The sequence below is a fragment of the Streptomyces sp. NPDC002125 genome (genome assembly GCF_053593715.1).
Genome location: NZ_JBSFDD010000004.1, coordinates 365771 through 378214 on the forward strand (window position 1 = coordinate 365771; position 12444 = coordinate 378214).

At 71.8% G+C, this 12444-nt stretch carries 8 protein-coding genes and 1 pseudogene; 4 read left to right on the top strand and 5 right to left on the bottom strand.

Annotation, left to right across the window (positions count from 1 at the left end; all coding sequences use genetic code 11):
* Nucleotide 1 precedes the first annotated feature (1 nt).
* Both ACWCQM_RS09940 and ACWCQM_RS09945 read left to right on the top strand, forming a co-directional pair.
* Nucleotides 2-382: a hypothetical protein gene (locus ACWCQM_RS09940; protein ID WP_450914776.1), complete on the top strand. Its 381-nt coding sequence runs from the start codon at nucleotides 2-4 to the stop codon at nucleotides 380-382.
* A gap of 136 nt (nucleotides 383-518) precedes the next feature.
* Nucleotides 519-2528 carry a hypothetical protein gene (locus ACWCQM_RS09945; RefSeq protein WP_450914777.1) on the top strand — a complete coding sequence of 670 codons (2010 nt, stop codon included), beginning with the start codon at nucleotides 519-521 and terminating at the stop codon, nucleotides 2526-2528.
* Nucleotides 2529-2663: 135 nt separating this feature from the next.
* Here ACWCQM_RS09945 and ACWCQM_RS09950 read toward each other — a convergent pair whose 3' ends face one another.
* From ACWCQM_RS09950 to ACWCQM_RS09970, 5 genes and pseudogenes are all read right to left on the bottom strand, one after another.
* Entirely contained in the window at nucleotides 2664-4430 is a 1767-nt protein-coding gene (locus ACWCQM_RS09950; protein ID WP_450914778.1) for a discoidin domain-containing protein, read from the bottom strand.
* 86 nt (nucleotides 4431-4516) lie between these two features.
* Nucleotides 4517-5632 (bottom strand): DUF1996 domain-containing protein, encoded by a 1116-nt coding sequence (locus ACWCQM_RS09955; RefSeq protein WP_450914779.1) that lies wholly within the window; start codon nucleotides 5630-5632, stop codon nucleotides 4517-4519.
* Between the two features lie 331 nt (nucleotides 5633-5963).
* Entirely contained in the window at nucleotides 5964-7127 is a 1164-nt protein-coding gene (locus tag ACWCQM_RS09960; RefSeq protein ID WP_450914780.1) for a DNA gyrase subunit B, read from the bottom strand.
* Between the two features lie 399 nt (nucleotides 7128-7526).
* Nucleotides 7527-8660, bottom strand: coding sequence for a S1 family peptidase (locus ACWCQM_RS09965; protein ID WP_450914849.1), 1134 nt, complete (start codon nucleotides 8658-8660; stop codon nucleotides 7527-7529).
* 232 nt (nucleotides 8661-8892) lie between these two features.
* Nucleotides 8893-10400 (bottom strand): annotated as a pseudogene (locus ACWCQM_RS09970) (carboxylesterase/lipase family protein).
* Between the two features lie 209 nt (nucleotides 10401-10609).
* Between ACWCQM_RS09970 and ACWCQM_RS09975 the strand changes: the two are divergent.
* Nucleotides 10610-11257 (top strand): HD domain-containing protein, encoded by a 648-nt coding sequence (locus ACWCQM_RS09975; protein WP_450914781.1) that lies wholly within the window; start codon nucleotides 10610-10612, stop codon nucleotides 11255-11257.
* A 337-nt stretch (nucleotides 11258-11594) separates the two neighbouring features.
* The gene (locus ACWCQM_RS09980; RefSeq protein WP_450914782.1) at nucleotides 11595-12437 is read left to right on the top strand and encodes a class I SAM-dependent methyltransferase; all 843 of its coding nucleotides are present in this window, start codon (nucleotides 11595-11597) and stop codon (nucleotides 12435-12437) included.
* The last annotated feature ends 7 nt before the right edge of the window (nucleotides 12438-12444 follow it).

Here is a 12444-nt window from a genome sequence, read left to right on the forward strand (position 1 = left end):
TATGGAGCAGAGCGAAGTCCTCAAGCGAGTGATCGGCATCCTCACGGAGGCCGGCGAGATGCAGCGCCATGCCGAGGAGGACACGGGCGGGGGCGACATCGACGCGGGCGGGAACATGGTGACCACTCTCCTCAACGAGACGATGCCGCATATCGCCATTCCCTCCGACGCCACCGTCGAGGAGATGGCCGTCCTGGTGGGGCGCGAGGTCGGCGGAGCGGTCGAGCAGTTGGTCGGAGCCTTCACACTGGCCTTCATCGCGCTCGCCCAGGTCCACGACTCCGGCCAGGAGGACGTGAGTTCGGCCGATGTGCTCCAGGATCTGGCGCTGCGGGCCGAGGAGCTGAGCGCGGGCGAGGAGGGCCCGGAGGGTCCCCTGTAGGCGCGATGCCCGCTCCTGGCGGAGCGACGGTCCGACCCGCGAGGGGTACGAGCGACGGGGCCGATGTGACCGTCACACGATTGGTTCGTTTGCCGTGTGACGGTTCTCCGCCCACGGCTCGGAAGGCACCCACCCCATGCCGCTCCATCCCCCGCCGCTCCGCCATCCCGGCCCCGGCGCGCACCTCGGCGTCAAGGAGGCCGAGGCAGCTCTGGTAGAGCACTATCCGCGCCTCGTGCGGCTGGCCTATCTCACCCTGCCGCCGGGCCTCGGAAGGCACCGCAGGGTGCTCGCGGCGCACACCGCCGTGCAGCGCGCCCTGCGCGGCCGGGCGCGCCCCGCACCGGGCCCGGGTGCGGAAGGCGTCCCCGGGCCGCGGTCCGGGTCCGGGGTGGCGGACGGCACCCGCACCCCTGCCTACGCCGCGGTCCGCCTGCGCGCCGTGCGCCACGCGCTGGCGTACGGGCGGACGCCTCGCTGGTGGCCCGGGCGGGTCCCTCCGCCCGCGGCACTGCGCCCTTCGCTGCCGGTCGTACGGGGGCTGCGGCTCTTCCCGCGTGCCGGCGGCATGGACGAGTTCGCACTGGACCGCGCCCTGGCGGACGTGCCGGCGCCCGTCCGGGCGGCGTTGGGTCTGCGCCTGCTGGAGTCGCTGTCCCAGGATGCCGCCCGGGCGCTGCTCTCCGAGGCGGGCGTGGCAGATCCTGGTGCCGCCGTGCGGGCCGCGGCGCGGGTGGCCGGGAGCGATCACGAGCAGGTCCGGCGCATGCTGGGGTCGGGCGAGTTCGATCCCTGCACGGTGCAGACGCGCCCCGGCGACCTGCTCCGGCGCCGGTACCGGGTACGGGCGGGCGCGGCTGCCCTGGCGCTCGCCACGGTGGCGGGGGGCTTCGCCCTGACGGTTGCCGGACCGGATTCCGGCGAGGCCCCGTCGCCGGCGGGCGCCCGGCGCGTGACGGTGCCGGGCGGGGCCCTCGACCCCGCCGCGCTCCTGCGGACGTCTCCGGCGCAGTGGGCGGACACCTCACGCGTGGACTTCAGCGCCTGGCCGCCACGCGGCGGCCGGACCGGCGACCGTGAGCTCCTGGAACGGGCCCTGGGAAGCTGGGCCGCCCCCGGTCCGGGCACCGCCGTCACCGCCACCCCCGGCACGGCGGTCGTTGCGCCCGCCCAGCCTCCTCAGCTGCTGTTCGCGGGGGATGTGGACGGTGAGGCCGTCGTGCTGTTCCACGACGGCGGGGTACGCGTCGTCCGGTACGCCGAACCGCTCTCCGGAGCGGCCTCCCCCGCCCTGGACTTCGCCCGGTCCGACGAGGCGGACGTCACCACCGCGGCGGCGCTCACCGTCAGCCGCACCGCCGCGGCGGCACGGTATCTCCTGGCGCCGTGGGTGACGGAGCCGGCTACGCGGGACCTCCTGGCACCCGGCACCCCGGCGCGGCCTCTGGAGACGGACGGTGACGGAATCACGGCGGCGGTGCCCCGCCCCGCGGAGGGCGGCGCATGCGGGTCCTGGCCCGCGATGCAGGTGCGGTCGTCGGAGAAGATCGTGGAGAAGCACGCGTTCCTCCTGACCGATCTCGGCGAGCTCGCACCGGTGCACCTCACCCACACACCGGCGCCCGGCTCCGGCGCACCGGCCCGTCAGCCGCGCGAGGCGACGAGTGCAGAGGCCCTGACCGGCTGGGCCCGCACGGCGTGTTCGCTGCGGGACCTGCGGCGGTCGGGGGTGCGGGCGGTCAACAACTGGCGGTTCGCGGTGCAGCCGCTGCCCGGCACCCGATCCTCGGCCGACTGGGTGTGCACGCGGGCGGACACCTGGCGCGGTCCGGGCCGGGTCCTCGTGCAGTTCGCCCCGCCCGCCGGCTCCCCGTCCGCACCGGCCGAGGTGGTGGCCGACCGCCGGAACACCGCCCTGTGCAGCCGGTTCGGCCAGCACGTCGTCGCCGGCACGCACTGGAGGTCACCGGCCGGAGCCTGGTACGTGCTAGCGGCGGGCAGCCGCTCCGTGGGGCGCGTCGAGGTGGCGGGTGCCGTCCGCGGGGCCGCCGCCGGCACGACGCTGGCGGTCCGCGCACCGCAGGACGCCGCCTTCCGGGTCACCGCGGAACTCCACGACGGCGGGACGGCGCCCTCGGTCCGCTGACGGGCCCCGGCCGGGATGTCGCGCGGCACGGCAGAAGGCCGCGGCGGGCCACGGATGTCCGTGGCCCGCCGCGGGCTCTCCGGCCGCACCGACAGCGGGGAGTGGGACGGTGCGGCAGGTCCTGACCGCGGTCCGTCAGCTCCGGTAGACCCCGAATTCGTAGAGCGAGTAGCCCCAGGCGGTGCCGCGTGCCGTGGCGTTCACCCGTACGTAGCGCGCCTCGCCCGAGACGTCGAGGTCGTCGATTCCGCCGTTGCCGTCGGTGACGGTGCGGACGGTGTTCCAGCTCTGCCCGTCGTCCGAGGTCTGGACGGTGTACCCCTTGGCGTACGCGGCCTCCCAGGCGAGCTGCACATGGTCGAAAGCCGTCCTGGCCCCCAGGTCGACCTGGATCCACTGCTGGTCGGCCCATGCGCTCGCCCAGCGGGTGTCGAAGGAACCGTCCACGGCGTTGCCCGCCGGGCACGGGCAGCCGACGCTGTCCGGCTGGAAGCTGGACGCGGTGGCCGGCCTGCCCGCCGCCAGGTTGGTGCCGCCGACCTCCGGCGGCACGACCCGGAAGGACTTGGTCTCGATGCCGACATTGCCCTTGCCGTCCGTGCTCTTGAGGTAGACCTTCCACACGCCGAGACGGTCGGGGGCGGTGACCTCGAAGGTGCCGTCGCCCTTGTCCGTGAACCGCGCGTCGACGAGCTGGCCGCTGTCGTCCACGTACTTGCCGCCGAGCAGCACCTGATGGGTGAGCGGGTCGCCGTCGGGGTCGGAGACCGAGGCCTTCACGGTGAAGGGCTTGCCCGCCTGGACGGCCGAGGCGTTGTCCACGGTCATCCCGCTGATCACCGGCGGCGTGTTGTCGCCCGAGGTGTCCGCGCCGTACGCCTTCTTCACCGCGTAGTACGAGAGCCGCTTCTGGCCCGCCGGGAGCAGGTTGAACCAGACGCCGCCGAAGTCGTACTCGGTGCCGTAGTGGAACAGCGTCGCGCCGAGCGCCACCCCGGTGTGGCCCGTGACGCACTGCCACGCCCTGCTGTAGCCCTCGGCCTTCGCCACGTCGGTGGGCTCGTCCGGTACGCCGTTGGCGTCGTCGGGCACCTCCCACTCACCGGCCGGGCCGCCCTCGGTCACGATGTAGGGCTTGTCGAAGCCTCCGTCCTCCCAGGTCCTGCGGATGTCGCAGACGGCGCCGTAGGAGTTCACGGCGTACAGATCGAGGTCCGGCGCGTTCTTCTTGTAGTACGGCCAGGCCCCCGTCCAGGCGTCGGTCGAAGTGACCGGGTGGTCGGGGTCGACGGCGTGGATCTTCCTGGTGATGTCGTTGACGAACGTCGTGTACGCGTCGCGCTGCCGCTCCAGGGCATCGCCGCTGTAGCAGTTCTGCAGGCCGAGCACGGACTCGTTGCCGACGTTCCACATGAGGACGCCGGGGTGGTTCTTGTAGGTGTCCACCCACTTGGGGAACTCGGCGAGCATGTTGTTCTTGTAGGTGGTGTCCGTCAGGTAGTCGACACACCCGCCGCTGCCCGGGCCGCCGCCCGGCTGGAGCCAGAAGCCGGCGATGACCTTGATGCCGTTGGCGGCCGCGCTGTCCAGCAGTGGTGCGGTCGTGGCGTCGGTGCCCCAGGTGCGGATGGTGTTGACGCCCATCGACCTGACGTCCGGCATGTACCGTCCGGCGTCGGCGACGGCCGGGCCCCAGGTCAGGCCCTTCACCGTGTACGGCGCGCCGTCGACGGTGAGGCGCCAGGCGCCCTGTGATCCCTCGACCTTCACCACGGTTCCGGCCGCCTGGGCGGCGGGCACGGGCAGGGCTGCCGCTCCGGCGGCGAGGAGAGCGGCGACGGCGAGCCTCGCCGTCGTACGTCTGCGGCCGAGGGCCGCGGGTGTGGGACGTGACAGTTTCATGGTCCTGGAACTCCTTGTGGGGGGATGATTTCGGAGAGCGCTCTCCCTCATGGGCGTGGAGCACCCATGAGGGAGAGCGCGGCGGGTCAGGGCAGTTCGTAGTTCTCGTCGAGGGCGGCACCCTCGCCCGGGTTGTTCTGGTCGTAGCCCCGGGCGTCGCACTGGAGGCCGCCCACGATGCAGTGGCCGACCATGGCGTCGAGCGTGGCGTCGTCCCACGCGTTGAAGAAGTCGTAGTGGAAGGAGTGTCCCGTGCCGCTGGCCAGCCTCACCTGCGACATGTCACCGTTGACCGGCCACGCCATCTTGAACTCGATCATCGGCAGAGCGACGGGGTGACTTGCCGGGCAGACGTCCTGGTTGGCGCCCATCACGACGGGATAGGCCATGTGGGCCTGGTGATCCGGGGTGTCGAGATTCCTCCCGTCCCAGCAACTAGGGGCCTGCATACGCAGGTTGAGCTGGGTGTCCTGACTGGTCGGGCAGCTCGCCGGGAACTCGAAGTTGTGGTAGCTCTCACCGCACTCGTAGCCCTCGACCGTACCCGGGTGGTCGCGGAACTCCTCGGCCGTCTGCGTCGGGCTGCCGACGACGAAGCGCAGCCCCTTGGGGAACGGCCGGACGGTGCGGTAGTCGGTGACCCCCGCTTTGTAGTAGATGGTCTGCGGGCCGACGGGGCGGACTTCCTGGTCGCCGTTGTACAGCGTCGGCATCCAGTAGGCGGACAGGTCACCGGGCGCCTTGCACGCGGTACCGCCCGCGCCGAGCGACGAGGTGGTGCTGTTCTCGTCGGTGGTGTCGTTCCCCATGAACGTGTGGTTGTGCGACTTCCCGGTCTGCCCCGGATAGACGATCGGGTCGACCGATCCGGTGTGGTTGACCGAGCAGTTCGCCTGGAACTCGTGGAAGTACCGGTGCGGCGGTATCTCGGTGGACGGCTGAACGCCGGTGACCGGAGGGTTCGCCGGGATGTAGCCGTCTCCGTCGGGGTCGTCGCCCGAGGGGACGGGATCGGCCGCCGCCATGACGTGACCCTGCGCCATGTGCGACACGGCGGCCGGCGCTCCCGCGCCCTGCGGGGCGGCCCCGGCCTTCGGGGCACCGGCACCCGTGATCGCCGTGAGCCCCATGACGACCAGGGCGAGCGCTGTGGCGACGACGAGGGCTGACACCAGGGTGGTTCTGCTGATTCTTTCGGCCATGCGGACCTCCGTACCGCTCTGCGTCCCGTGCACATCGGGTGCACGGTGGGGGGAGAGTGGAGCTGGCTGGTGCATCGTGCGCGAAACTTTCGGAGAGCGCTCTCCGAAGCGGTGTCAGTGTTGCGTCGCCGCTGAGAACATGTCAATAGTTGGTGAACGGTGCCCGGCACACGGGGAGTTGCGCGTCCGGCACCCATCGCCCCTCGACCTGCGGGAACGGGCGTCCGGACGGCGCTCGGCGAGCGCGTGACGAACTCGGGGCCGGAGCGGCGCCGCCGGCCCTCTGGTCTCCGGCAAGCCGGGAGCCGAAGACCCACGGACCGCCCGACGTTCAGTCCTGGGGGACGTTCCGCAGGATTCGGTCGAGGACCTGCGCGGCTTGCGTCGGACGTTCCCTGAGCCAGTTGCCGAGGTGTTCCCGGACGGCCTCCGCGACGCAGTCCCGTACCTCCGCGTTGCCCAGCAACTCGCATGTGGCGCCGAGGTATTCGGGGTGATCCAGTTTCACCGACACCACGGCCGTGAGGCCCTCGCCGATCCGGTCGGCCCAGAAACCACCGACCGCGTCGGGGAGCCCTTGCGCTCGCGCGTACGCGGTGACCACTGCCGCCACTCCGTCCCTGAAGCCGTCCACATGCGTGCCGCCCTGGCGCGTGGCCCGGCTGTTGGCGAAGCTGCGTATCCGCTCCTGGTGGGAGCCGTTCCACAGCAGGGCCACCTCCATCGTCCCCGCCATCCGCGAATCCTCGCGCTCGAAGCCGATGACGTCCGGCTGGAGGACGGCCCCTGCCTCCACGTCGAGGGCTGCCACGAAGTCCCGCACTCCGTCGGGGAACCGGAAGCTCACCGCCCGGGCCCCGCCCTCCGGGCGTTCGTCGGTCAGCGACAGTCCCAGGCCCCGGTTGAGGGAAGCCACCTGACGGAAGCGCTCCGCCAGCAGGGCGAACGAGCACCGCGTCGTCTCGAAGATCTCGGTGTCGGGCCAGAAGGTGACGGTGGTCCCGCTGCCGGCCGCCGACCCCATGGCTGCGGGCGGGGCAGTCGCCACACCACGCGCGTACGCCTGGACGCGGCGGGTCCCCCCGCACCGCACCTCGGCCGTCAGCCGGCTCGACAGGACGTTGGCCACGAAGAGTTCACCACCCATGCGGCCATGGCCCAGGTTCACGATGAGCCGGCCGCCGGCCTCGGTCGCGGTGGGCATGCTGGTCAGCAGGGTTTCGAGACCGGTGCCGCCGGTGTCACGGGCAGCCGTGACGGGCCCGTCGCCGGAGATCCGCACGCCACCGTCGCGGGTGAGCGTGACATCGACGGAGCCGCCGCCGTGGCCGGCCAAGACGTGAGTCACCGCCCAACTGAGGACCTGGAACACCATCTCGTGCAGACCGCGTTCGCCGGTCGATCCGACAAACATACCGGGCCGTTTCCGAATGCCTTCCCGCCCCTCCAGCTCCTCGGTCCGGGCAGCGTCGTACCCCGTCGTTTCCCCACTCATGAAGACCCCTCCCATGGCGTCCGGCAGACCTCCCGAGCCTAGGGGAAAGCCGACAGAACACCAGGTCAGAGCCTTTTCAGCGAAGCTGTCACCGGGCAGGTGAGGGCGTGCCGGGAAGCAGTCGGCCCAGGCGCCGCGCACCACGCCCGGAGCCTGCCCCCGGGCCCGCCGAAGGCGCACACGACCCCACTCCGAGCGTCCCGGAGGCCTCCGATTCCGATACCTGACAGCCACCCGGAGAGTGCGCGCTCCGAGGGTGCCGGACCGGGCCCCACGCATGCGCTCGCCGGGTGGGGCGTCCGGAAAGGCGACGGGGCCTGCTGCGACAGGGGGCCACCCTGCTGCCGCAGCAGACCGGTCGCTTTCCGCCGGGTCACCGTGACCCGGCGGGGTCATGGGTCAGGCGGTGTGGAGGGTCAGCCCGTAACGGTTGAGGATCTCGTTGATGGGCTGGTGCCAGGTCTCGCCGCCGCTGCTGCAGTTGCCCCAGCCGCCGGAGGTGACACCCTGCGCCTGGTCGCCGCTGATGAACGAGCCGCCGGAGTCGCCCGGTTCGGCGCACACGCTGGTCTTGGTCATCTGACGGACGGCGCCCTGGCTGTAGTTCACGGTCTCGTTCTTGGCCAGGACGTTGCCGCAGTGCCAGTGGGTGGTGGAGCCGGAGCGGCAGATCGAGGCGCCGATCGGGGCCTCGTTGGAGCCGCGCACCAGCTGGTCCGAGACGGTGCCCCAGCCCAGGACGACCGGGACGGTCCACCAGCCGCTGCCCACGTTCACCCAGGCATAGTCGTTTTCGGGGAAGGACGACCCCTGGAAGTTGCCGATGGCCGAGCCGTCCCAGCCCCTCACCGCTCCGCCCGCCTGGCCGCAGTGGCCGGCCGTGACGAAGCCGCCGTGCACCGAGAAGCCTATGGAGCACCGGACGTTGCCTGTGTAGTACGGGTCGCCGCCGACCGTGCCCGCCGCGAAGGTCTGCGGCGCCTCGGTGGTCTGCTTCACCGTGACGGGTCCGAGTGCACGCGCCTTGGCCAGGAAGGCGCGGACATCGTTGTCACCCTGCTCGGAGGCGACGACGTTCACGACCACGCTGTTGGCACGGGGGTCGACGTGCCAACTGCTGACCCCTGCGGGCGCGGAGAGCGCGTCGAGCTTGGCCTTCGCGGCGTCGAGCTGCAGCGCCGTGTGGTCGACGACGCGCGCCTCGGCGCCGGTGGCACGGACGGCGCGGGCCTTGGCGCTGTCCGTGACGGCCACGGTCAGCTTGCCGGTGCCCGCGTCGAACCAGGAGCCGCCGAACGACGTCCCGGCCGCGTTCCGCGCGGTGCCCTCCAGGGCCGTCGCCGCCTTCTCTGCGGTGATCCGGGCCGCCGCCTGATCCTTTGTCAGCCCGAGGTCCCGCTGCATGGCCGTGAGGAGCCCGGCGGAAGCCTGGGGTCCGGTGGAGGAGGTGGCGTCCGCCGCGGAGGCCTGGGTGAGCCCGGCGGTCGCCCAGGTGCCGATGATGAGCAGTGCGGAGAGACCGGTCCGCACCATCGTCGTGTGTCTCAAGGGAGTGCCCCTTCTGTTGTTCCAGCATCGTGGGGGTGGAACAGGAAGCATCCGAAAGCCGTCTGAGAGCGCTCTCAGAAGTGCCGCTACGGACTGTAGAGCAGTTCGACGGGCAGGTCCATGCCAATGACTGCGACGGAAGCGCGGCCGATGGCAGATCGGCCGGTGACGGCCGCCGGTCCAGCAGCCGTCACCGCCGGCAACGGCGCCCCCGATGTCAGGGCGTGAGCAGCGGCAGTCCCGTCGTACGCCATGGCTCCCGGAACGCGTCCCACCGGCCGCCGGGAGCCTCCGCAGCGGTGTCCCAGATCCGCACGGGGCCGCCGGTGGGGGTGAGTTGCGGCCAGCCCGGGTCCCCCGAGGCCGCGAAGTCCGCCCAGGCGCGCGTCATCCGCGACGCCAGCTCGTGGTCGGCCGCACCCGGCGGTCCACCGATGAGGAAGTGGACGTTGTGGTCGTCCAGGGTGCCGAACGCGAACGGGATGTCCGCGCAGTGCCACGCCCGGACCGGCCCCCCACGGCCGTCCTGCCGCCGGACGAAGCGCGCGAGGCGCGTCCGGCCGCCTGCCCGCATATGGGCCTCGGCCAGTCTGCTGCTGTACTCACCGAACAGCAGGTCCCCGTACAGGGCGAGGAAGATGTCGTGCACCGACGCCTGCGGAGCCAGTCCTCGGTATGCCTCCACCAGAGGCTCAGGGAGCTGGAAGTCCGAGGCTAAGACGGCGAGTTGCTCCTCCGTCGTGATCTTCGCGCAGCTGCCCACCGCATCCAGCAGCCAGTACTCCTCGGCCGTGTGGCACACCATCAGGTCCACCTCGCGTGCGGCGCCCGCGGCGCACGCGGTGAGTGGGTCGAGGGGCAGTGTGTCGCTTCCTGCCACCGGTCCGTAGATCGCGGGATCGTAGTGGCGCTGCCCTGACCCGGGGTCGCGCCGATATACCTCCGCGACCCGGTCGGAGGCATCGACCAGTGCCTTCGGGGACGTGGACACCAGCCCGGCGTACGTGGGGGCACCCCCGCCTCCGCCGCCACCTCGCCCGTGGTGCGGGCGGCGGAGGCGGGCGAGGCGCAGGCGTTCACCGCGCTGTGGACGATGGCGCGACGGAACAGTCCGCGTGCCCCGTCCATCGCCATCAGACAGGCGACCGAGGTGGCCCCGGAGGACTGGCCCGCCACGGTGACACGGTCGGCGTCGCCACCGAACGCGGCGATGTTGTCACGCACCCATTCGAGCGCGGCGATCTGGTCGAGCAGGCCCCGGTTGTCCGGGCAGGCTCCGTCGGCCCCGGCGGACGGGACATGACCGAACCCCTCGAATCCCAGACGGTAGTTGAGCGTGACGACCACGAGGCCCCGGCCGGCCAGGACCGTACCGTCGAAGTCCGGTTGCGCGGAGGAGCCGAAGACATAGGCACCGCCGTGGATCCAGACGAGCACGGGGAGTGCGTCGCCGCTGCCGCCCGGCGTCCAGACGTTGAGGCTGAGCACGTCCTCGTCGCCGGGGGACCAGGCCGGAGCACCGGGCAGCCGTGCGGACTGCGGGGTCGGGCCGTACGCGGCGCAGGTCCGCACCCCGTCCCAGGGTGCGGCGGGGCGCGGGGCGCGGAACCTGTCGGCGCCGAACGGCGGTGCGGCGTAAGGGATTCCGCGCAGCACGGTGATGCCGGAATCGCGTTCACCCGGCCGCCCCTCGACCGCTCCTGCCTTCGTCGTGAACACGCTCATCCGCACTCCCCCGTCGCTCCCCTGCCGGTCCGGCATCACCCTCGCACCGGCGGGCGGCACCTGGCCAACACCTGAACGGCGCCGATTGACGCACATCCGATGTGAATCAGTCGGGCGACCTCACGGCCTGTCGCCCCAGCACCGCACCCGCGTACGCCGATCCTGGCAGTGCCCCGAACGACCCCTCGCACGGAAAGCCCCGGTGTCCCATGGCGAACGGCCCGTCCCAGGCAGCGGACGTGAGCGTCCCGGACACGAGACTCGCCGTCGAGGCGACCGAGCTGGTGCGCGACACGACGGACGATCTCGTCTATCACCACTCGCGCCGGGTCTTCCTCTTCGGCGCACTCCAGGGCCGTCGGCGCGATCTCTCCTTCGACCCGGAACTTCTGTACATCGGGGCCATGTTCCACGACCTCGGACTCGGCGAGCGCTTCCGCTCCAGCGGCAGGCGTTTCGAGGTGGACGGCGCGGACGAGGCACGCCGCTTCCTTCAGTCCCACGGGGTGCCCGAGGACAGTGTGCGGCGGGTGTGGACAGCGATCGCCCTGCACACCACCCCCGGCATCCCGGCCTTCATGGAACCTGAGGTGGCGCTCGTGACGGCCGGTGTGGAGTACGACGTGCTCGGTATCGGCTACGAGGACATTTCCGAGGCCGACCGCGCGGAGATCGTCGCCCTCCATCCCCGCCCGGACTTCAAGCGGCGCATTCTCGCCGCCTTCACCGACGGAATCAGCCCGAAGCCGGAGACGACCTTCGGCAACGTCAAGGCCGATGTGCTCCAGCACTACGTTCCCGGCTTCGAGCGCGGGGACTTCGTACGCACGATTCTCGACTCGCCGTGGCCCGAGTGAGACGGCGTCGGCCGGGAGCGGGCCACCGCGCGGAAACCCGTTTGCGGGACGGCGTGCACCCGGCCTACGGTCTCGCCATGCGCCAGTGAGCCCGAAGTCCCCATGCCCCGGCAGACCGCCGGTCCCGAGCGATGCCGTCACGGCACCGCCGGCCGTCCGGTCTGTGCGCGGCGGCATGTCCGCGACCAGGCAGGGCCCCGCTCCACGCCGTATCCGGCGGCGGGCGCCATCGGCGATCACCCCGCACCCCGGCGAGTCCGGCGAGGGCTCGCCGGCCAGAGGTGCGTGGCATGCCCCACCCCCGCCCGTCCCACGAGAACAACGGACGTATATCCACGTGTTCGCAGAACTTTCGGCCATCGTCGCCCGTCCCCCGCTCTACTCGCGGGTGACCACTCCGGAGATGTGGGCCGACCCCCATATCTCGGCGCACATGCTCGCCGCCCATCTCGATCCGCTGCTGGACCTCTCCTCCTACCGGGAGGAGTACCTCGAACGTGTCGTGGCCTGGCTCATCGACCGCTTCGGCCTGGCCGGCGGCAGGCGCGTCGCCGATTTCGGGTGCGGGCCCGGCCTGTACACCTCCCGGCTGGCGCGCGCCGGGGCCGCTGTGACCGGCCTGGACGTGTCGTCCCGCTCGCTCGGGCACGCCGTGTCCGACGCGCACCGCGAGGGTCTGGCGATCCGCTATCTGCACCAGGACTACCTCGCCTACCGGGACGAGGACGCCGCGTACGACCTCGTCATCATGGTCATGCGCGACTACTCCGCCCTGTCTCCTGACGCCCGCCGGACACTGCTGCGCACGGTCCGGGAGCACCTGGCCGCCGGGGGTGCGTTCGTCTTCGACGTCGATGCCGCGCCGGCGTTCGCCGCGGTGCGCGAGCAGGCGGTGTACGCGCCCTCCCTGATGGACGGATTCTGGTCCGCCCGGCCGTACTTCGGCTTCCATGACACCTTCAGGTACGAGGACGAGCGGGTGTCGCTGGACAAGTACGAGATCGTCGAAGCCGGGCGTCACAGGACGTTCTGCAACTGGATCCGCTACTTCGCTCCGGGCGAGCTGGAGGAGGAGCTCCTCGGTGCGGGGTTCACCGGCGTCGAGGTCCTCGGCGACCTCGCCGGAGCGCCCTACGACAGCGGGGCCGACCGGTTCGCGGTCGTCGCCACCGTGCCGTAGGGCGCCA

Bases quoted from the DNA above. Each gene is read 5' to 3' on its own strand.
- ACWCQM_RS09940 (WP_450914776.1), top strand. From the start codon at position 2: ATGGAGCAGAGCGAAGTCCTCAAGCGAGTGATCGGCATCCTCACGGAG.
- ACWCQM_RS09945 (WP_450914777.1), top strand. From the start codon at position 519: ATGCCGCTCCATCCCCCGCCGCTCCGCCATCCCGGCCCCGGCGCGCAC.
- ACWCQM_RS09950 (WP_450914778.1), bottom strand. From the start codon at position 4,430: ATGAAACTGTCACGTCCCACACCCGCGGCCCTCGGCCGCAGACGTACG.
- ACWCQM_RS09955 (WP_450914779.1), bottom strand. From the start codon at position 5,632: ATGGCCGAAAGAATCAGCAGAACCACCCTGGTGTCAGCCCTCGTCGTC.
- ACWCQM_RS09960 (WP_450914780.1), bottom strand. From the start codon at position 7,127: ATGAGTGGGGAAACGACGGGGTACGACGCTGCCCGGACCGAGGAGCTG.
- ACWCQM_RS09965 (WP_450914849.1), bottom strand. From the start codon at position 8,660: ATGGTGCGGACCGGTCTCTCCGCACTGCTCATCATCGGCACCTGGGCG.
- ACWCQM_RS09975 (WP_450914781.1), top strand. From the start codon at position 10,610: ATGGCGAACGGCCCGTCCCAGGCAGCGGACGTGAGCGTCCCGGACACG.